The sequence below is a fragment of the Burkholderia theae genome (assembly GCF_048565265.1).
Taxonomy (GTDB): domain Bacteria; phylum Pseudomonadota; class Gammaproteobacteria; order Burkholderiales; family Burkholderiaceae; genus Burkholderia; species Burkholderia theae.
Map to the genome: position 1 here is coordinate 558,061 of NZ_CP183461.1, position 19,350 is coordinate 577,410.

The following is a 19,350-nucleotide window of genomic DNA, read 5'->3' on the forward strand; positions in this document are numbered from 1 at the left end:
AAGTTCGAAGTGGACATCTAACCCTGTTGTATCGGGACGGGCGAGCCGTTACGATGCGTTTTAGCACGACCATTCGAAAATCTGTGAGGAGACGCGCGGTATGGAAAAAATTTGGCTGAAATCGTACCCACCCGGCGTTCCAGCCGAAATTGACGCGTCTCCTTACCCCTCTGTCCCTGACCTGCTCGACGAAAGCTTCCGGCAGTATCGCGACCGCACGGCGTTCGTCTGCATGGGCAAGGGCATCACCTACGGCGAACTCGACACGCTGTCGCGCCAGTTCGGTGCGTGGCTGCAATCCCGTGGCCTCGCGCGCGGCGCGCGTGTCGCGATCATGATGCCGAACGTGCTGCAGTACCCCGTGGCGATTGCCGCGGTACTACGCGCCGGCTACACCGTCGTCAACGTCAATCCGCTCTACACGCCGCGCGAGCTCGAGCATCAACTGAAGGACAGCGGTGCGGAGGCGATCGTCATCCTCGAGAATTTCGCGTCGACGCTGCAGGCCGTCATCGCCAATACGGCCGTCAAGCATGTCGTCGTCGCGTCGATGGGCGACCTGCTGGGCATCAAGGGATGGCTCGTCAATTACGTCGTGCGCAACGTGAAGAAGATGGTGCCCGCGTGGCAGCTTCCGTCGTTCACGCGCTTCAAGGCCGCGCTGTCGGAAGGCGCGCGGCAGGCGTTCAAGCCGCTGAAGATCGGCCCCGACGACGCCGCGTTCCTGCAATACACGGGCGGTACGACCGGCGTGGCGAAGGGCGCGACGCTGCTGCACCGGAACATCGTGTCGAACGTGCTGCAGGCCGGCGCCTGGCACCATCCGGCGCATGAGAAGTACCCGGAGGTGAAACAGTTCGTGACGGTTGTCGCGTTGCCGCTGTATCACGTGTTCGCGCTGACCGTCTGCGGCTTCCTGACGATGCGCACGGGCGGGATGGGCATCCTGATCCCGAATCCGCGCGACATCGCCGGCATGATCAAGGAACTGAAGGGCTACCAGATCTCGACGATTCCGGCGGTCAATACGCTGTACAACGCGCTGCTGAACCATCCCGAATTCAACCAGCTCGACCTGTCGAAGCTCGTGATCGCCAACGGCGGCGGCATGGCGATCCAGGAAGGTGTCGCGAAGCGCTGGTATGAAAAGACCCATACCGCGATCATCGAAGGCTACGGGCTGTCCGAAACGTCGCCGGTGGCGACCTGCAACCCGGTGACGGCGACCGAATACAGCGGGACGATCGGCCTGCCGCTACCGTCGACGGAAGTAGCGATCCGCGACGACGCCGGCAACGACGTTGCGCTCGGCGAGCCCGGCGAGATCTGCATCCGCGGGCCGCAGGTGATGGCCGGCTACTGGAACCGGCCGGACGAGACCGCGAAGGTCATGTTCCCGGACGGCTTCTTCAAGACGGGTGACGTCGGCGTGATGGATGCGCGCGGTTACGTGAAGATCGTCGACCGGAAGAAGGACATGATTCTCGTATCCGGCTTCAACGTGTATCCGAACGAAGTCGAGGACGTCGTGGCGTCGCATCCGGGCGTGTTCGAGGTGGCGGCGGTCGGCGTGCCGGACGAGCATTCCGGCGAAGCCGTGAAGCTGTTCATCGTGAAGAAGGACCCGGCGCTCACCGACAAGGACATTCTGGCGTACTGCAAGGAGCGGCTCACCGGGTACAAGCGCCCGAAGCTGGTCGAATTCCGCACGGAGCTGCCGAAAACGAACGTCGGCAAGATCCTGCGGCGCGAGCTGCGCGACGGACGCGCGTAACGGCGCGTCGGAACGCGCGGTCGAACGAAAAAAGCCCGGCTCGTGCCGGGCTTTTTTGTTTGCGGCGCCGATCGGAAGCGGAGGGTTCCCGAGGGGGAGGGCGGCCGGCCGTGCGTTTCGACGCAACGGACGGGCGCGGAGCACCGCGACGCGTGCAACGCGACCGTCCGAGCCGCCGCGCGCGGGGCCCTGCTGCCGCACCGGAAAAGAAAAAGGCGCCCGAAGGCGCCTTCAATGTACTGCGGCTTGTCAGGCAAGCTGATTAGAACTTGTGACGGATGCCGACGCGTGCTGCGACCTGGTTGCTGGTGCTCGAACCAGCGAGACCGTTGATCGCTGCCGTTGCCTGGATGACGTTGCCGTTCGCGTCGAGCACGTTGCCCGATGCGTGCTGGTACACGCCGATCGCGTAGACGTCGGTGCGCTTCGACAGGAAGTAGTCGACGCCCAGCGAGCCCTGGTGGTACTTGGCTGCCGAGCTGCCGTTGATCTTGCTGCCTTGCGTGTAGTCGTACGCAGCACCGAGAATCAACGCCGGAGTCAACTGATACTTGAAGTTGAGTTCGCCGTTGTTGAACGTCGCGCTTTGGTTCACGAACGGACCGGCCGAGAAGCCCTTGAACTTCGTGTTCGAGTACGTCGCGCCGATCGTCGCTGCGCCGAACGTGTATGCGCCGCCCGCACCGATGACCTGGTACGTGTTCGCGTTGTTCGCGTACGTGCCGTAGACCGGCGACGAGACCGACGAAGACGCGGAACCGTTGTTGAACATGCCGCCGAACTGGTTCGGCGTGCGTGCGTTCAAGTAGCCGACGCCCAAGACCAGCGGGCCGTTGTTGTAGCCTGCGCCGAGCGACCAGACCTGGTTCTTCGAGAACTGGCCGGCTTGACCGCCGAAGCTGTACAGGCCGCCGAACGAGAAGCCGCCGTAGGTCTGGCTCGTGAACTTGACTGCGTTGTTCACGCGGTACGCGTTGTTGAAGTTGTCGAGGTCGCCCGGGTGAGCGGCGATGTAGCCGCCCCACTGGTCGCCTGCCTCGAGCGGGCCGACGAAGTCGACGACGGAGTCGTATTGACGACCCAGCGTGACCGTACCGTACTGGCTCGAAAGGCCGACGTAAGCCTGACGGCCGAACATCAGGCCGCCCTGGCCGAGCTTGCCGCTGTTCACGTCGAAACCGTTTTCGAGGGTGAAGATCGCCTTCAGGCCGCCACCGAGATCTTCGGTGCCGCGCATGCCGAAGCGGCTGCCTTGCATCACGCCGCTGGCCATGCTGTACAGATGCTTGCCGCCCGCGTTGTTGTTGAAGAGCAGGCCTTCATCGATGATGCCGTAAAGCGTCACGCTGCTTTGCGCATGGGCAGCGCCAGCGAACGCGCCCAGCGCGACGAGCGCGAGAAGCGACTTTTTCATTAACGGATCTCCAAGAATCACTGAATTTTTTTGGCGGGGCGGATAGTTATGTTCTGTTGACGGGCCCCATCAACTTCGCAAGAAGTCGGACGTAATGTAGCAAAACCGTTTTTTGCCACAAAGCGAAATGGCGTAGCGCAAGGCCGCCATGTTTCCTTTATGCAACAATGGTTAAAATCACGGGTTAACCGCAATTTCCGCTGAATAATCAAGTCGGTTACGCAGCGGACTCGTGCCCTTGCCGCTCGCGGCAGCACACGCAGCCAGGAGAACAGGATGGTGTTGGATGAACTGATCAGCGAATTCGATCGCGGCCTGCGATCGCTGACCGGCATTAGCCGGATGAGCCGCCCGGTGCCCGTGCCGGCCGAGGCGCCGGCCGTCGAACTGACGCCTGCGGAGCGCTCGCATGCCGCCGGGCTGATGCGCGTGAACCACGTCGGCGAGGTCTGCGCGCAGGCGCTCTACCAGGCGCAGAAGCTCACCGCGCGCACGGCGTCGGCGAAGGCAATGTTCGAGGAGGCTGCGCGCGAGGAGGAGGACCACCTCGCGTGGACCGCGCATCGCCTGAAGGAGCTCGACTCGCGCCCGAGCCTGCTGAACCCGCTGTGGTACGCCGGCGCGCTCGCGATCGGCGTGGCGGCCGGCACGCTCGGCGACAAGGTCAGCCTCGGCTTCATGGCCGAGACGGAGCGGCAGGTCGAGAGTCATCTCGAAGGCCACATGTCCGAGCTTCCGGAGACCGACACCGCGTCGCGTGCGATCGTCGACCAGATGCGCATCGACGAAGTGAAGCACGGCAAGGCCGCGACCGACGCCGGCGGGATCGAGCTGCCGCTGCCCGCGCGGATGCTGATGCGCGCCGCGTCGAAAGTCATGACGAGCACTGCGTACTATCTCTGAGATTCGCACCGGGCGACGCGCGACGTCGCCCCGGTTCACCGCCCCCGATACCGCCCGCTTACTCCTCGTTTTCCCGCCCCCGAAAGCCCCGTCCTCACGCGTGTCTGGCCCATCTTTCTCACGTATCACCTTCACAAGTTGCACTAGCTCATTCATTTATAACGGTTTTTGGAATGAGGGGCCGCATGAGCATGTGCGCGTAAGTCCTTGTTCTAACTAACAAAATTCGTCAAAAAAGCGGGCCGCTCCCTTGACCGTGCCACACCCTTCCTCTAAAGTGGGAGACAGTGTGAGAAAGTGTATTTTTGTGTGATTTAGCAGGCTGTTCCGGCTAAATTCTCAGCATTGAGCGGGTGCTTCGGTGCCCTGAACGGGAGAGCGGAAAGTGTTCCAAGGGGCGTCGGCGCTGACGCTCGATGCGAAAGGGCGGATGTCGGTGCCGGCTCGCTATCGCGAAGCGCTGCAAGGACAGGCAGAAGGACGGGTGACTGTGACCAAGCACCCGGACGGCTGCCTGTTGCTGTTTCCGCGCCCCGAATGGGAAGTGTTCCGCGCCAAGATCGCCGCGTTGCCGATGGACGCGCACTGGTGGCGGCGGATTTTTCTCGGCAATGCGATGGACGTCGATCTCGACAGCGCGGGCCGGATTCTTGTATCGCCCGAGCTGCGTATGGCGGCCGGACTGGAAAAGGAAGTCATGTTGTTGGGAATGGGTAGTCACTTCGAGCTGTGGGATTCGCAGACCTACAACGCGAAGGAGCAGGCAGCGATGGCGCAGGGCATGCCCGACGCGCTGAAGAATTTCACGTTCTGATTGCGGTGACGGAGACGCCCGCGATGGGAAACGAATTGCAGCATCGGACAGTGCTGTTGGACGAGGCGGTCGCGTCGCTCGTGACGCGCCCGGACGGCATTTATGTCGACGGTACGTTCGGGCGCGGCGGTCACAGCCGTGCGGTGCTCGCGCGGCTGGCGGCGGACGGGCGGCTGATCGCGTTCGACAAGGATCCGAGAGCGATCGAGACGGCGCAGGGCATCGAGGATGCGCGCTTCTCGATCGTGCATGACAGCTTTGCATCGATGCGCGACGCGCTTGCGGCGCGCGGCGTCGAGAAGGTGTCGGGTGTGTTGCTTGACCTGGGCGTGTCCTCGCCGCAGGTGGACGATCCGGCGCGCGGCTTCAGCTTCCGCGCCGATGGTCCGCTGGACATGCGAATGGATCCGACGCGCGGCGAGTCGGCGGCCGAATGGCTCGCGCGGGTTTCGGTGCAGGAATTGACGGAGGTGATACGAGATTATGGGGAAGAACGGTTTGCTTTTCAGATTGCAAAGGCGCTTGTTGCTCGCCGGGCAGAGTCCGACCGTCTTGGGCCTCTCGACACCACGGGCGAGCTTGCCCAAATCGTGGGTCACGTCGTCAAAACCCGTGAGAAGGGCAAGGATCCGGCAACCCGCACCTTTCAGGCTATACGGATTCACGTCAATCAAGAGCTTGCGGACCTGCAAGTCGTACTAGACGCGGCACTGTCGTTGCTGGAGCAAGGGGGGCGGCTGGTGGTCATCAGCTTTCATTCACTCGAGGACCGGATCGTCAAGCGATTCATGCAGGCGCACGCGAGTGCGCCTGCGGTCGATCGTCGCCTGCCGATCCGTGCCGTCGACCTCCCGAGCCCGCCGCTCAAGATCATCAGCCGCCAGTTTCCGAGTGAAGCGGAAGTCGCCGCGAATCCGCGCGCCCGGTCCGCCGTGATGCGCATTGCGGAGCGCGTCACGCCATGAGCCGCTTCAACATCTTCCTGCTGATCATCGTGATGGGTTGCGCGCTGTCGGTCGTCAACTCGACCAACCAGCAGCGCCAGATCTTCATCCAGTTGCAGCGTGCGCAGTCGCAGGAGCATCAGCTCCAGCAGGACTACGCGCAGCTTCAATATCAGCAGAGCGCGCTGTCCAAGACGTCGCGCATCGAGCAGCTCGCGAACGATTCGCTGAAGATGCAGGCGATCACGACCGGCCGCACGCAATACCTGACGCTGGCGCCGGGCGCCGCGAAGGCGATCGACGCGCCGATCCCGGCTTCGGCCGATACGACCGGCAAGGGCAAGGGGGGCGCGCAATGAAGCCGTCCCCGAAGCGCCAGAACGTGAAATTCTCGTCGAGCCCCGTGCTGGGCGTGCATCTGCCGATGTGGCGCTCGAAGTTCGTCGTGTTCATGCTGTTCATGGCGTTCGTCGCGCTGGCCGCGCGGGCGTTCTGGATCCAGGGGCCCGGCAACGCGTTCTACCAGAAGCAGGGCGAGAGCCGCTACCAGCGCACGATCGAGCTGCCCGCGACGCGCGGCAAGATCCTCGACCGTAACGGGCTCGTGCTCGCGACGAGCCTGCCCGTGCGCGCGATCTGGGCGATTCCCGACGCCGTGCCGGACGATCTCGACGCCGACAAGGTCAACCAGCTCGGCAAGCTCCTCGGCATGACGCCGAAGGAACTGCGCGTGAAGCTGTCGGAAGACAAGGGTTTCGTCTACGTGAAGCGCCAGGTGCCGATCGACGTCGCGGACAAGGTCGCCGCACTCGACATCCCGGGCGTCTACCAGCGCAACGAATACAAGCGCTTTTATCCGGAAGGCGAGATCACCGCTCACCTGATCGGCTTCACGAACGTCGAGGACGAAGGACAGGAGGGCGTCGAACTCGGCGACCAGAAGATGCTGTCCGGCACGTCGGGCGTGCGTCGCGTGATCAAGGACCGGATGGGGCACATCGTCGAGGACGTCGCCGAGCAGATCCCGCCGCACAACGGAACCGACGTCGATCTGTCGATCGACAGCAAGATCCAGTACATCGCGTACGCGAACCTGAAGGCCGCCGTCGACAAGTTCAAGGCGAAGGCCGGTGCGGCGATGGTCGTCGACGTGCGTACCGGCGAGGTGCTCGCGCTCGTCAACTACCCGACGTACAACCCGAACGACCGCTCGCGCATGACGGGCGAGCAGTTGCGCAACCGGATCATGACCGACGTGTTCGAGCCGGGTTCGATCATGAAGCCGTTCACGGTGTCGCTCGCGCTCGATCTGCATCGCGTGACGCCGAACACGCTCGTCGAGACGGGCAACGGGCATTTCGTGCTCGACGGCGCGCCGATCACCGACGACGCGGGCTTCGGCACGCTGACGGTCGGCGGCGTGATCCAGAAATCGAGCAACATCGGCGCGACGAAGATCGCGATGACGATGCGGCCCGAGGAAATGTGGAATATGTATACGAGCATCGGCCTCGGCCAGGCGCCGAAGGTCGGTTTCCCGGGCGCGGTGGCCGGCCGCCTGCGGCCGTGGAAGAGCTGGCGCCGCATCGAGCAGGCGACGATGTCGTACGGCTATGGCCTGTCGGTGTCGCTGTTCCAGCTCGCCCGTGCGTACACGGCGATCGCGCACGACGGCGAGCTGATGCCGGTGACCATTTTCAAGACCGACCCCAATCAGCAGGTGACGGGCACGCAGGTGTTCAACCCGACCACCGCGCGCGAAGTGCGCGCGATGCTCGAGACGGTGGTCTCGCCGGGCGGCACGTCGCCGGATGCGGCCGTGCCGGGCTATCGCGTCGGCGGCAAGAGCGGTACCGCGTACAAGCATGAAGGCCATGGCTACACGCGCAAGTACCGCGCATCGTTCGTCGGGATGGCGCCGATGCCGAATCCGCGCGTCGTCATCGCCGTGTCGGTCGACGAGCCGACCGCCGGCAGCCACTTCGGTGGCGCGGTGTCGGGCCCCGTATTCTCTGCGATCGCCGGCGACACGATGCGCGCGCTGAACGTGCCGCCGAACATGCCGATCAAGCAGCTCGTCGTGTCTGACGATTCGCCGGCAGCACCCGCCGCATCGGGGCCGCAAAAGCTGGCCGCAGGTGGCGGTGCGAAGCATATGATCGTGTCCAGCACGACGCGTAATTCACCAGGAGTTGTTCGATGAGCGCCGCCCGCAGTTCCCATCCGGCGCATCAGCAGATCGCAGCCGCGCTTGCGTGGCTGCGTCAGCATGTGACCCCCGCAGCGCAACTGCATGCCGACACGCGCAGCCTCAAGGCCGGCGACGTGTTTCTTGCGTATGCGGTCGACGGGGCGGATAACCGCGCGTTCATCGCCGATGCCGTCGCACGCGGTGCGGTTGCCGTGCTGTATCAACCGGAAGGGCTGGCCGCCGCGCCGGCCGTGCCCGTCGCGCTCGCGGTGCCGGCGCTCGACCAGCTCGCCGGCGAGATCGCCAGCGGCTGGTACGGCGATCCGAGCGACAGCCTGCTCGCGGTGGGCGTAACCGGCACGAACGGCAAGACTTCGTGCACGCAATGGATCGCCACCGCGCTGACGGCGCTGCACCAGCCGTGCGCGGTGATCGGCACGCTCGGCAGCGGGATGCCCGGCCAGCTCGTGCCGACGGGCTTCACGACCCCCGACGCGCCGCAACTGCAGCGCAGTCTCGCGAAGTTGCGCGACGCGGGCGCGAAGGCCGTGGCGATGGAGGTGTCGTCGCACGCGCTGCATCAGGGGCGCGTGAACGGGACGGCATTCGACATCGCGGTGTTTACGAACCTCACGCAGGATCACCTCGACTATCACGGCACGTTCGACGCATACGAGGCCGCGAAGGCGAAGCTGTTCGCATGGCGTGGCCTGCGCACCGCGGTCGTCAACCGCGACGACGCGGCTGGCCAGCGCCTGCTCGAGAAACTGGCCGGTCGCGTGCGCACCATCGCGTACGGGATCGGCGACGCGCAGGCACCCGACGCCGATCGCGAACTGGTCGCGCTCGACGTGCGCGCCACCGCGACCGGCACGGCATTCCGCCTGCGTTCGTCGTGGGGCGACGCCGACGTCGAAGTCGGCACGCTCGGCACGTTCAACGTCAGCAACCTGCTCGCCGTGCTCGGCTCGCTGCTCGCGGCCGACGTGCCGTTCGACGCGGCGATTGCCGAGATCGCGCGGCTCGAGTCGGTCAACGGCCGGATGCAGCGGCTCGGCGGCCGGCTGCAGAACGACGAACCGCTCGTCGTGATCGACTACGCGCACACGCCCGACGCGCTCGAAAAGACGCTCGACGCGCTGCGCCCGATCACCGCGGCGCGCGGCGGTCGGCTCGTCTGCATGTTCGGCTGCGGCGGCGATCGCGATGCGACGAAGCGGCCGCTGATGGGCGCGATCGCGGAACGGCTCGCCGATGAAACCGTCGTCACGAGCGACAACCCGCGCAGCGAAGATCCGCAGCGCATCATCGACCAGATCGTCGCCGGCATGACCGCGCCCGATCGCGCACGCCGGATCGAGGATCGCGCGAGCGCGATCCTGCAGGCCGTGCGCGGTGCCGCACGCGAGGATGTCGTCGTGCTGGCCGGCAAGGGCCACGAGGCAACGCAGGAAATCATGGGCAAGAAGCGCACGTTCTCCGACCAGGATCACGCACGGCTCGCGCTTGCGGCGCGTGCGACGCACGGCAAGGGAGGCGGCGAATGACGATGCTCAGTCTCGGCGAGGCCGCCCGCCTGATTCCCGGCGCAACCGTCCACGGTGATGCGGGCGTCACGTTCGACCGCGTGTCGACGGACAGCCGCACGGTCGGCCCGGGCGACCTGTTCGTCGCGCTGAAAGGCGAGCGCTTCGATGCGCACGACTTCCTCGGCGACGTCGCCGCGCGTGGTGCTGCCGCGGCGCTCGTCGCGCACCTGCCGGCGGGTGTCGCGCTGCCGGCGATCGAGGGCGGCGAAACGCGTGCCGCGCTCGGCGCGCTCGCACACGGCTGGCGCAAGCGATTCCCGCTGCCGCTCGTCGCGGTGACGGGCAGCAACGGCAAGACGACCGTCAAGGAAATGATCGCGTCGATCTTCGCGGCGGCGGTCGGCGCCGACGCGCGGCTCGCGACGGCCGGCAACCTGAACAACGATGTCGGCCTGCCGCTGACGCTGCTGCGCCTGTCGGCCGCGCATCGTCTCGCGGTGATCGAACTCGGCATGAATCACCCGGGCGAGACCGAAATCCTCGCGCGTCTCACGGCGCCGACGGTCGCGCTCGTCAACAACGCGCAGCGCGAGCACCAGGAATTCATGGCGACGGTCGAAGCGGTCGCGCTCGAACACGCGGCCGTGATCCACGCGCTGCCGCCGGACTGCGTCGCGGTGTTCCCGGCCGACGATGCGTATGCGGGTATCTGGCGCGTCGCGGCAACCGGCAACCGGATTCTCGATTTCGCGTTGCACGATGCCGAACGGCAGAACGACGCGCAGGTCACGGGCCGCCTTCACGGCGGTGAGCTCGCGATCGACACGCCGGCCGGCGCCGTCACGGTGCGGCTGCGCGCGCTCGGCGAGCACAACGCGCGCAACGCGCTGGCCGCGACGGCCGCGGCGCTGGGCGCCGGCGTTGCGCTGTCGGCGATCAGGCAGGGCCTCGAATCGTTCGAGCCGGTCAAGGGCCGGCTGCAGGTGAAGCAGGCGAGCGCCGGCAGTCTCGCGGGCGCGACGGTCGTCGACGATACGTACAACGCGAATCCCGATTCGATGCGGGCCGCGATCGATGTGCTCGCCGCGCAACCGGCGCCGCGCGTGCTGGTGATCGGCGACATGGGCGAGGTCGGCGACGAAGGGCCGGCGTTCCATCGCGAGATCGGCGCGTATGCGCGCGAGCGCGGAATCGACGCGCTGTTCGCGCTCGGCGACGCATCGCGCGATGCGTGCACCGCATACGGCGACGCGGCTCGCCATTTCGGCGACGTCGATTCGCTCGTGGCGGCGCTGCTCGCTGCGGGCTACGGCGCGCAGGCGACGGTGCTCGTGAAGGGCTCGCGGTACATGAAGATGGAGCGCGTGGTCGACGCGCTGACGAACCAACCCGCAGCGGGCACGGCGCCCGCTGCACACTGAGTAGAAGGAAGGAAGCATGCTGCTGGCGCTGGCGCAATGGCTGCAAGGTGACGCAAGCTTTTTGCGCTTGTTCACGTACCTCACGTTCCGGGCGGTGATGGCCACCATCACCGCGCTCGGGATCGGGCTCGTGTGCGGACCGTGGGTGATCCGCAAGCTGACGCAAATGAAGGTCGGGCAGGCCGTTCGCAAGGACGGTCCGCAGACGCACCTCGTCAAGTCGGGCACGCCGACGATGGGCGGCGTGCTGATCCTGATCGGCATCGCGGTCGCGACGTTGCTGTGGGGCGACCTGACGAACCGTTTCATCTGGATCGTGATGCTCGTCACGTTCGGTTTCGGCGTGATCGGCTGGGTCGACGACTACCGCAAGGTCGTCCACAAGGACCCGCGCGGGATGTCGTCGCGCGAGAAGTATTTCTGGCAGTCGGTGATCGGGCTGTTCGCGGCCGTCTACCTCGCCTTCAGCGTGTCCGAGGCGAACAACGTGCGCGTGTTCGACCTGTTCATGGCGTGGGTGCGCAGCGGCCTGTCGATGGGGCTGCCGGCACGTGCCGACCTGATGCTGCCGTTCCTGAAGTCGATCAGCTACCCGCTCGGCGTATGGGGCTTCATCGTGCTGACCTACTTCGTGATCGTCGGCGCGAGCAACGCGGTGAACCTGACCGACGGCCTCGACGGCCTCGTGATCATGCCGGTGGTGCTGGTCGGCGCGTCGCTGGGTGTGTTCGCGTACGTGATGGGCAGTGCGGTGTACTCAAAATACCTGCTGTTCCCGCACATCCCGGGCGCGGGCGAACTGCTGATCTTCTGCTCCGCGATGGGCGGGGCAGGGCTCGCGTTCCTCTGGTACAACACGCACCCCGCGCAGGTGTTCATGGGCGACGTCGGCGCGCTGGCGCTCGGCGGCGCGCTCGGCACGGTCGCGGTGATCGTGCGCCAGGAAATCGTGCTGTTCATCATGGGCGGCATCTTCGTCGCGGAGACGCTGTCGGTGATGCTGCAGGTTTCGTGGTTCAAGTACACGAAAAAGCGTTACGGCGAAGGGCGACGTCTGCTGAAGATGGCGCCGCTGCATCACCATTTCGAATTGTCCGGCTGGAAGGAAACGCAGGTGGTGGTGCGTTTCTGGATCATCACGCTGATGCTGTGCCTGTTCGGTCTGACCACCCTCAAGCTGCGGTAAAGGAAAGGTAACAAGGATGTCTGGCGAGATGTTTGGAGATCGGCAACGGCCGATGGTACTCGTACTGGGGCTCGGGGAATCGGGTCTCGCGATCGCGCGATGGTGCGCGAGGCACGGGTGCCGGCTGCGCATTGCTGATACCCGCGAGGCGCCGCCCAACCTTGCCGCGCTGCAGGCCGAAGGCATCGATGCGGAATTCGTCGGCGGGGCGTTCGCGCCCGCGCTGCTCGACGGCGGTGTCGAGATCGTCGGGCTGAGCCCCGGGCTGTCGCCGCTCGAACCGGCGCTCGCGGCGCTGGTCGCGGCCGCGAACGAGCGCGGGATCGCGGTGTGGGGCGAACTGGAATTCTTCGCGCAGGCGCTGCGCGCGCTCGGCACGAGCGGCTACCAGCCGAAGGTGCTTGCGATCACGGGCACCAACGGCAAGACCACGACGACGAGCCTCACGGGCCTGCTGTGCCAGCGCGCGGGCAAGAAGGTCGCGGTCGCGGGCAACATCAGCCCCGCGATGCTCGACCGGCTCGCGGGCGCGATCGACGAAACGGCGCTGCCCGACGTGTGGGTGCTCGAACTGTCGAGCTTCCAGCTCGAGACCGCGCGCACGTTCGCGCCCGATGCAGCCGCGATCCTGAACATCACGCAGGACCACCTCGACTGGCACGGCAGCTTCGATGCATACGCGAAGGCAAAGGGCCGGATCTTCGGCGCAACGACGACGCGCGTGCTGAACCGCGACGATGCCGCCGTGATGAAGTTCGCGCCAGCCGCGGGTGCGGCCGACGCACCGCGCACGGTCACGTTCGGCCTGAACGAACCGGCGCAGGACGGCGACTACGGCCTGTCCCGCGACAACGGCATCGCATGGTTGGTGGAAGCCGTCGATCGCGACGCGCCGGATGAAGTGGCGACGACCCGCCGGCGCAAGCGCGACGCCGCGCATACGCCCGACATCGGGCAGAAGCGCCTGATGCCGGCCGACGCGCTGCGGATTCGCGGGCTGCACAACGCGGCGAATGCGCTGGCCGCATTCGCGCTCGCGCGTGCGATCGACCTGCCGGCCGCACCGTTGCTGCACGCGCTGCGCGAATACCGCGGCGAAGCGCATCGCGTCGAAGTGATCGCGACGATCGACGACGTGGACTACGTCGACGACAGCAAGGGCACGAACGTCGGCGCGACGGTTGCCGCGCTCGACGGGCTCGCGCAGAAGATCGTGCTGATCGCGGGCGGCGACGGCAAGGGGCAGGATTTCGCGCCGCTGGTCGCGCCGGTCGCACGCTGGTGCCGCGCGGTGATGCTGATCGGCCGCGACGCGCCGGCGATCCGCGACACGCTCGCCGAAACGGGCGTGCCGCTCGCCGACCACGCGACGCTCGAAGGCGCGGTGCACGCGGCGGCCGACCTGGCGGAGCCGGGCGACGCGGTGCTGCTGTCGCCCGCGTGTGCGAGCCTCGACATGTTCAGGAACTACGCCCATCGCGCGGATGTATTCCGCGCTGCGGTCGACGAAATCGCCATCGACAAAGGAGCGACGCCATGAGCTGGTCCGATCGCATCGTCTCCCGTTTCAACGACCGGCGCGATGCCGGCGGCAATGCCGCGGGCGGCCGCGTCTCGTCGGCCACGCGCGCCGCGACGGGCGGCCTCGCGAGCGTCGTCAACGGCGTGCGCCCGAGCCGTTCGCGGATGCTCGACTTCGACTATTCGCTGCTGTGGGTGGCGATCGCGCTGCTTGGGCTCGGCGTCGTGATGGTGTATTCGGCGTCGATCGCGATGCCCGATTCGCCGAAATACGCGTCGTATCACGATTACGCGTTCCTGATGCGCCACTGCGTGTCGCTCGTCGTCGCGTTCATCGCGGCGGTGGTCGCGTTTCGCGTGCCGGTGTCGACGTGGGACAAGTACGCGCCGCATCTCTTCCTGATTGCACTCGTCAGCCTCGTGATCGTGCTGATCCCGCACGTTGGCAAGGGCGTGAACGGTGCGCGCCGCTGGATTCCGCTCGGCATCACCAACATGCAGCCGTCGGAAATCATGAAGCTCGCCGTGACGATCTACGCGGCGAACTACACGGTGCGCAAGCAGGAATACATGCAGAGCTTCGCGAAGGGCTTCCTGCCGATGGCGTTCGCGGTCGGCCTGGTCGGCGCGCTGCTGCTGCTCGAGCCCGACATGGGCGCGTTCATGGTGGTCGCCGCGATCGCGATGGGCGTGCTGTTCCTGGGCGGCGTGAACGGCAAGCTGTTCGGCGGCCTCGTCGCGACGGCGGTCGGCACGTTCACGATGCTGGTATGGCTGTCGCCGTGGCGTCGCGAGCGGATCTTCGCGTATCTCGATCCGTGGGACGAACGCTACGCGCAGGGCAAGGCCTACCAGCTCACGCACTCGCTGATCGCATTCGGTCGCGGCGAATGGTTCGGCGTCGGTCTCGGCGGCAGCGTCGAGAAGCTGAACTACCTGCCGGAGGCGCATACCGACTTCATCCTCGCCGTGATCGGCGAGGAACTCGGCTTCGTCGGCGTGCTGGTCGTGATCCTGCTGTTCTACTGGATCGTGCGCCGCGCGTTCGAGATCGGCCGCCAGGCGCTCGCGCTCGATCGCACGTTCGCGGGCCTGATGGCGAAGGGCATCGGCATCTGGTTCGGCGCGCAGACATTCATCAACATGGGCGTGAACCTCGGGCTGCTGCCGACCAAGGGCCTGACGCTGCCGCTCGTGAGCTACGGTGGCTCCGGCATTCTGCTGAACTGTGTCGCTCTTGCGGTGCTGCTGCGGGTGGACTATGAAAATCGCGTGCTGATGCGGGGAGGGAAGGTATGACCTCCCCGCGTCAGTACGCGATTTCGGCGAAGGCTAACTTCGTGCGCGAAGCGTGCGAAGTTAAGCGCAGCGGCCGTAGCCAAAACGCTCGTTCATTCTTGTTGATGCGCGGAGGGAAGGTATGACCGCGTCGCGACGCACGCTGATGGTGATGGCAGGCGGCACCGGGGGCCACGTGTTCCCGGGGCTCGCGGTCGCGCACCGGATGGAAGCGGCGGGCTGGCGCGTCGTGTGGCTCGGCAATCCGGCCGGGATGGAAGCGACGCTCGTACCGAAGCACGGCATTCCGATGGAGTATGTGCGGTTCGGCGGGCTGCGCGGCAAGGGCCTGAAGACCAAGCTGACGCTGCCGCTCAACCTGCTGCGCGCGTGCTGGCAGAGCCTCGGCGCGTTGCGCCGCGTGCGGCCGGACGTCGTGCTCGGGATGGGCGGCTACATCACGTTCCCGGCGGGCGTGATGACCGCGCTGTCGGGGCGCCCGCTCGTGCTGCATGAACAGAATTCGATCGCGGGCCTGACGAACAAGGTGCTCGCGAAACTCGCGAAACGCGTGCTCGTCGCGTTCCCCGGCGCGCTGCCGCACGCGGAATGGACGGGCAATCCGATTCGTGTGGAACTTGCGCGCACGGAACCGCCCAAAGCACGCTATGCATCGCGCAGCGGCCCGCTGAACGTGCTGGTCGTCGGCGGCAGCCTCGGTGCGGCCGCATTGAACGAAGTCGTGCCGCGCGCGCTGGCGATGCTGGCGCCGGGCGAACGCCCGCGCGTCGTGCACCAGGCCGGCGCGAAGCACATCGACGCACTGAAGGCGAATTATGAAGCGGCCGGTTTCGCGGCCGGCGAAGACGCACGGCTCGTGCCGTTCATCGACGACATGGCGGCCGCGTATGCGGCGGCGGATCTCGTGATCTGCCGGTCGGGTGCGATGACGGTGTCGGAGATCGCGGCGGTGGGCGTGGCGGCGCTGTTCGTGCCGTTCCCGTACGCGGTCGACGATCACCAGACGACCAATGCCGCGTTCCTTGCCGATGCGGGCGCGGCCGTGCTGGTGCAACAACGCGACCTGTCGGCGGAACTGCTTGCCGACTGGCTGCGCGGCCAGTCGCGGGCATCGCTCGCGGAAATGGCGGAACGTTCGCGCGCGTTGGCGAAGCCCGAGGCCACCGAAGAAGTCGCGCGTGTGTGCGCGAAGGCGGCCGGCGCGAACCTGGAAGAACTGCAATGAAACACATCGTCAAACACATTCATTTCGTCGGGATCGGCGGCGCGGGCATGAGCGGCATCGCCGAAGTGCTCGTCAATCTCGGCTACGAGGTCAGCGGCTCGGACCTGTCGCGCAACGCGGTGACCGATCGTCTCCAGGCGCTCGGCGCACGGATCGCGATCGGCCACGACGCGGCGAATATCGAGGGCGCGAACGCGGTCGTCGTGTCGACGGCCGTGCGCTCGGACAACCCGGAAGTGCTGGCCGCGCGCCACAAGCGCGTGCCGATCGTGCAGCGCGCGGTGATGCTCGCGGAACTGATGCGCCTGAAGCAGGGGATCGCGATCGCCGGCACGCACGGCAAGACCACGACGACGAGCCTCGTCGCGAGCGTGCTCGCCGCGGGCGGCCTCGATCCGACCTTCGTGATCGGCGGCCGGCTGATCAGCGCCGGCGCGAATGCGCGGCTCGGCACGGGTGATTTCATCGTCGCCGAGGCCGACGAGTCGGACGCGTCGTTCCTGAACCTGTATCCGGTGATCGAAGTCATCACGAACATCGACGCCGACCACATGGATACCTACGGCCATGATTTCGCGCGACTCAAGCAGGCGTTCATCGAATTCACGCAGCGCCTGCCGTTCTACGGCAGCGCGGTCGTGTGCGTCGACGATCCGAACGTGCGCCAGATCATTCCGTTCATCTCGAAGACGGTGGTGCGCTACGGCCTGTCGCCCGACGCGCAGGTGCGCGCGGAAGACATCGACGCGCGCGACGGCCGGATGTATTTCACGGTGATTCGCGAAGGGCGCGCCCCGCTCGCGGTCGTGCTGAACATGCCGGGCCTGCACAACGTGCAGAACGCGCTCGCGGCGATCGCGATCGCGACCGACCTCGACGTGGCGGACGAAGCAATCCAGCAGGCGCTGGCGGAATTCAACGGCGTCGGCCGGCGCTTCCAGCGTTACGGCGACGTGCCGACCGCGGACGGCGGCCAGTACACGCTGATCGACGATTACGGGCATCACCCGGTCGAGATGGCCGCGACGATCGCGGCCGCGCGCGGCGCGTTCCCGGGCCGCCGCCTCGTGCTGGCGTTCCAGCCGCACCGCTACACGCGCACGCGCGACTGCTTCGACGATTTCGTCAACGTGCTGTCGACGGTCGATGCGCTGGTGCTGACGGAAGTCTACGCGGCCGGCGAGGCCGCGATCCCGACGGCCAACGGCGACGCGCTGTCGCGCGCGCTGCGCGCGGTGGGGAAGGTTGACCCGGTGTTCGTCGCGACGGTCGACGACGTGCCGGACGCATTGGCGAAGGTCGCGCAGAACGGCGACGTGGTGATCACGATGGGCGCGGGTTCGATCGGCGGCGTGCCGGCGAAGGTCGTCCAACACACGCAACAGAAGGGATGACATGAGCGGGATCGATCCGAAACGTTTCGGCAAGGTGGCGGTGTTGTTCGGCGGAGAATCCGCCGAGCGCGAGGTGTCGCTCACCTCGGGCCGCCTCGTGCTGCAGGGCCTGCGTGACGCGGGCGTCGATGCGCATCCGTTCGACCCGGCCGAGCGGCCGCTGTCGGCGCTGAAGGACGAGGGTTTCGTGCGCGCATTCAACGCGCTGCACGGCGGCTACGGCGAGAACGGCCAGATCCAGGGCGCACTCGATTTCTACGGGATCCGCTACACGGGCAGCGGCGTGCTCGGGTCGGCGCTCGGTCTCGACAAGTTCCGCACGAAGCTCGTGTGGCAGCAGACGGGCGTGCCGACGCCGCCGTTCGAGACGGTGATGCGCGGCGACGACCTCGCGGCGCGCGCGCCGGAAATCGTCGCGAAGCTCGGCCTGCCGCTGTTCGTGAAGCCGGCGAGCGAAGGCTCGAGCGTCGCGGTGCTGAAGGTGAAGACGGCCGACGCGCTGCCGGCCGCGCTCGAGGAAGCCGCGACGCACGACAAGATCGTGATCGTCGAGAAGAGCATCGAGGGCGGCGGCGAATACACCGCGTGCATCGCCGGCGATCTCGACTTGCCGCTGATCAAGATCGTGCCGGCGGGCGAGTTCTACGACTACCACGCGAAGTACGTCGCCGACGATACGCAGTACCTGATCCCGTGCGGCCTGCCGGCCGAACAGGAAGCGGAACTGAAGCGCATCGCGCGCCGCGCGTTCGACGTGCTCGGCTGCACCGACTGGGGCCGCGCGGATTTCATGCTCGACGCGGCAGGCAATGCGTATTTCCTGGAAGTGAACACGGCCCCCGGGATGACCGACCACTCGCTGCCGCCGAAGGCCGCGCGTGCGGTCGGCATCAGCTATTCGGAACTGGTCGTGAAGGTGCTGTCGCTCACGCTCAACGACTGACGCAGGAACGGAACGACGTATGTGGAACAACGTTCGCCAACTCAACCTTGCCGCCAGCGCGCTGTACGCGCTGCTGCTGCTCGTGTTGGCGGCGGCCGGCTGCTACTGGCTGATCCAGCGCCCGACGTTTGCGCTGCGCGAAATCCGGATCGACGGCGACACCGAGCACATCAACTCGCCGACGGTGCGCGCGGGCGTGGTCGGCCGGCTGAAGGGCAATTTCTTTACCGTCGATCTCGACACGGCGCGCGCCGCATTCGAGCAGATGCCCTGGGTGCGCCATGCGAGCGTGCGCCGGGTGTGGCCGAATGCGCTGGCTGTCACGCTCGAGGAGTACAAACCGCTCGGGACCTGGGGCAGCGACCAGCTCGTGAGCGTCGACGGCGAGCTGTTCACCGCGAACCAGGGCGAGCTGGATCAGGAGCTGCCGGCGTTCGACGGCCCGGAGGGCAGTGCGAAGGAAGTCGTCACGCGGTATCGCGACTTCGGGAAATGGTTTGCGCCGCTGAAGGCGGCGCCGGAAGAAGTGACGCTGTCGGCGCGGTACGCGTGGACGGTGAAGCTGTCGAACGGCATGCAGGTGGAGCTGGGCAAGGAACGCAACAGCGACACGCTGCATGACCGGAGCCAGCGCCTTGTCGCCGCATGGCCGGCCGTCACGGAGCGCTGGGGCAACGACATCGAGTACGCGGACCTGCGTTATCCGAACGGATTCGCAATTCGTGCGGCAGGCATGCGGTTCCTGACCGATACCGACAAGCGCAAGAAGTAACGAGAGATCACACGCAAGAG

At 66.4% G+C, this 19,350-nt stretch carries 16 protein-coding genes; 15 read left to right on the forward strand and 1 reads right to left on the reverse strand.

Annotated elements, in window-relative coordinates; genetic code table 11:
- The first annotated feature begins 100 nt into the window (after positions 1 to 100).
- The gene (locus ACN22W_RS02690; RefSeq protein WP_193097571.1) at positions 101 to 1,774 is read left to right on the forward strand and encodes a long-chain fatty acid--CoA ligase; all 1,674 of its coding nucleotides are present in this window, start codon (positions 101 to 103) and stop codon (positions 1,772 to 1,774) included.
- A gap of 262 nt (positions 1,775 to 2,036) precedes the next feature.
- Here the strand turns inward: ACN22W_RS02690 and ACN22W_RS02695 are convergent, their stop codons facing one another.
- The gene (locus ACN22W_RS02695; protein WP_412022534.1) at positions 2,037 to 3,188 is read right to left on the reverse strand and encodes a porin; all 1,152 of its coding nucleotides are present in this window, start codon (positions 3,186 to 3,188) and stop codon (positions 2,037 to 2,039) included.
- Positions 3,189 to 3,464: 276 nt separating this feature from the next.
- On the opposite strand from ACN22W_RS02695, the gene coq7 reads away from it, so the two are divergent.
- The 14 genes from coq7 to ACN22W_RS02765 all read left to right on the forward strand — a co-directional run bounded on the left by coq7 (position 3,465) and on the right by ACN22W_RS02765 (position 19,330).
- Positions 3,465 to 4,091: a 2-polyprenyl-3-methyl-6-methoxy-1,4-benzoquinone monooxygenase gene (gene coq7, locus ACN22W_RS02700; protein WP_419686108.1), complete on the forward strand. Its 627-nt coding sequence runs from the start codon at positions 3,465 to 3,467 to the stop codon at positions 4,089 to 4,091.
- A gap of 385 nt (positions 4,092 to 4,476) precedes the next feature.
- A complete protein-coding gene (gene mraZ, locus ACN22W_RS02705; protein WP_006487094.1) occupies positions 4,477 to 4,905 on the forward strand; it encodes a division/cell wall cluster transcriptional repressor MraZ in 429 nt (142 codons plus the stop codon).
- A 23-nt stretch (positions 4,906 to 4,928) separates the two neighbouring features.
- The gene (gene rsmH / locus ACN22W_RS02710) at positions 4,929 to 5,870 is read left to right on the forward strand and encodes a 16S rRNA (cytosine(1402)-N(4))-methyltransferase RsmH (protein WP_419686112.1); all 942 of its coding nucleotides are present in this window, start codon (positions 4,929 to 4,931) and stop codon (positions 5,868 to 5,870) included.
- Positions 5,867 to 6,208: a cell division protein FtsL gene (ftsL, locus tag ACN22W_RS02715; RefSeq protein ID WP_048251118.1), complete on the forward strand. Its 342-nt coding sequence runs from the start codon at positions 5,867 to 5,869 to the stop codon at positions 6,206 to 6,208. The genes rsmH and ftsL overlap by 4 nt, the downstream gene beginning before the upstream one ends.
- Positions 6,205 to 8,052, forward strand: coding sequence for a peptidoglycan D,D-transpeptidase FtsI family protein (locus ACN22W_RS02720; RefSeq protein ID WP_129513633.1), 1,848 nt, complete (start codon positions 6,205 to 6,207; stop codon positions 8,050 to 8,052). The genes ftsL and ACN22W_RS02720 overlap by 4 nt, the downstream gene beginning before the upstream one ends.
- On the forward strand, positions 8,049 to 9,587 hold the full coding sequence (locus tag ACN22W_RS02725) for a UDP-N-acetylmuramoyl-L-alanyl-D-glutamate--2,6-diaminopimelate ligase (RefSeq protein ID WP_419686115.1): 1,539 nt from the start codon (positions 8,049 to 8,051) through the stop codon (positions 9,585 to 9,587). The genes ACN22W_RS02720 and ACN22W_RS02725 overlap by 4 nt, the downstream gene beginning before the upstream one ends.
- Positions 9,584 to 10,990 carry a UDP-N-acetylmuramoyl-tripeptide--D-alanyl-D-alanine ligase gene (locus ACN22W_RS02730; RefSeq protein ID WP_419686117.1) on the forward strand — a complete coding sequence of 469 codons (1,407 nt, stop codon included), beginning with the start codon at positions 9,584 to 9,586 and terminating at the stop codon, positions 10,988 to 10,990. The genes ACN22W_RS02725 and ACN22W_RS02730 overlap by 4 nt, the downstream gene beginning before the upstream one ends.
- 16 nt (positions 10,991 to 11,006) lie before the next feature.
- Positions 11,007 to 12,176 (forward strand): phospho-N-acetylmuramoyl-pentapeptide-transferase, encoded by a 1,170-nt coding sequence (gene mraY, locus ACN22W_RS02735; protein WP_006477019.1) that lies wholly within the window; start codon positions 11,007 to 11,009, stop codon positions 12,174 to 12,176.
- 28 nt (positions 12,177 to 12,204) lie between these two features.
- Positions 12,205 to 13,716 (forward strand): UDP-N-acetylmuramoyl-L-alanine--D-glutamate ligase, encoded by a 1,512-nt coding sequence (gene murD, locus ACN22W_RS02740; RefSeq protein ID WP_412022530.1) that lies wholly within the window; start codon positions 12,205 to 12,207, stop codon positions 13,714 to 13,716.
- Positions 13,713 to 14,996, forward strand: a complete 1,284-nt coding sequence (gene ftsW, locus ACN22W_RS02745) for a putative lipid II flippase FtsW (RefSeq protein ID WP_048251123.1) — start codon at positions 13,713 to 13,715, stop codon at positions 14,994 to 14,996. The genes murD and ftsW overlap by 4 nt, the downstream gene beginning before the upstream one ends.
- 121 nt (positions 14,997 to 15,117) lie before the next feature.
- Positions 15,118 to 16,221: an undecaprenyldiphospho-muramoylpentapeptide beta-N-acetylglucosaminyltransferase gene (gene murG / locus ACN22W_RS02750; RefSeq protein ID WP_129513637.1), complete on the forward strand. Its 1,104-nt coding sequence runs from the start codon at positions 15,118 to 15,120 to the stop codon at positions 16,219 to 16,221.
- A complete protein-coding gene (gene murC / locus ACN22W_RS02755) occupies positions 16,218 to 17,615 on the forward strand; it encodes a UDP-N-acetylmuramate--L-alanine ligase (RefSeq protein WP_412022527.1) in 1,398 nt (465 codons plus the stop codon). The genes murG and murC overlap by 4 nt, the downstream gene beginning before the upstream one ends.
- Position 17,616: 1 nt before the next feature.
- Complete coding sequence (locus ACN22W_RS02760) at positions 17,617 to 18,558, forward strand: D-alanine--D-alanine ligase (RefSeq protein WP_048251126.1); 942 nt, start codon at positions 17,617 to 17,619, stop codon at positions 18,556 to 18,558.
- A 19-nt stretch (positions 18,559 to 18,577) separates the two neighbouring features.
- Entirely contained in the window at positions 18,578 to 19,330 is a 753-nt protein-coding gene (locus tag ACN22W_RS02765) for a cell division protein FtsQ/DivIB (protein WP_129513639.1), read from the forward strand.
- Positions 19,331 to 19,350 lie beyond the last annotated feature (20 nt).

Excerpts from the sequence above, each read along its gene's own strand:
- ACN22W_RS02765 (WP_129513639.1), top strand. The coding sequence starts at position 18,578 with ATGTGGAACAACGTTCGCCAACTCAACCTTGCCGCCAGCGCGCTGTAC.
- ACN22W_RS02690 (WP_193097571.1), top strand. The coding sequence starts at position 101 with ATGGAAAAAATTTGGCTGAAATCGTACCCACCCGGCGTTCCAGCCGAA.
- coq7 (WP_419686108.1), top strand. The coding sequence starts at position 3,465 with ATGGTGTTGGATGAACTGATCAGCGAATTCGATCGCGGCCTGCGATCG.
- ACN22W_RS02720 (WP_129513633.1), top strand. The coding sequence starts at position 6,205 with ATGAAGCCGTCCCCGAAGCGCCAGAACGTGAAATTCTCGTCGAGCCCC.
- ACN22W_RS02695 (WP_412022534.1), bottom strand. The coding sequence starts at position 3,188 with ATGAAAAAGTCGCTTCTCGCGCTCGTCGCGCTGGGCGCGTTCGCTGGC.
- murD (WP_412022530.1), top strand. The coding sequence starts at position 12,205 with ATGTTTGGAGATCGGCAACGGCCGATGGTACTCGTACTGGGGCTCGGG.
- mraY (WP_006477019.1), top strand. The coding sequence starts at position 11,007 with ATGCTGCTGGCGCTGGCGCAATGGCTGCAAGGTGACGCAAGCTTTTTG.
- murC (WP_412022527.1), top strand. The coding sequence starts at position 16,218 with ATGAAACACATCGTCAAACACATTCATTTCGTCGGGATCGGCGGCGCG.
- murG (WP_129513637.1), top strand. The coding sequence starts at position 15,118 with ATGACCGCGTCGCGACGCACGCTGATGGTGATGGCAGGCGGCACCGGG.
- rsmH (WP_419686112.1), top strand. The coding sequence starts at position 4,929 with ATGGGAAACGAATTGCAGCATCGGACAGTGCTGTTGGACGAGGCGGTC.
- ACN22W_RS02730 (WP_419686117.1), top strand. The coding sequence starts at position 9,584 with ATGACGATGCTCAGTCTCGGCGAGGCCGCCCGCCTGATTCCCGGCGCA.
- ACN22W_RS02725 (WP_419686115.1), top strand. The coding sequence starts at position 8,049 with ATGAGCGCCGCCCGCAGTTCCCATCCGGCGCATCAGCAGATCGCAGCC.
- ftsL (WP_048251118.1), top strand. The coding sequence starts at position 5,867 with ATGAGCCGCTTCAACATCTTCCTGCTGATCATCGTGATGGGTTGCGCG.
- ACN22W_RS02760 (WP_048251126.1), top strand. The coding sequence starts at position 17,617 with ATGAGCGGGATCGATCCGAAACGTTTCGGCAAGGTGGCGGTGTTGTTC.
- ftsW (WP_048251123.1), top strand. The coding sequence starts at position 13,713 with ATGAGCTGGTCCGATCGCATCGTCTCCCGTTTCAACGACCGGCGCGAT.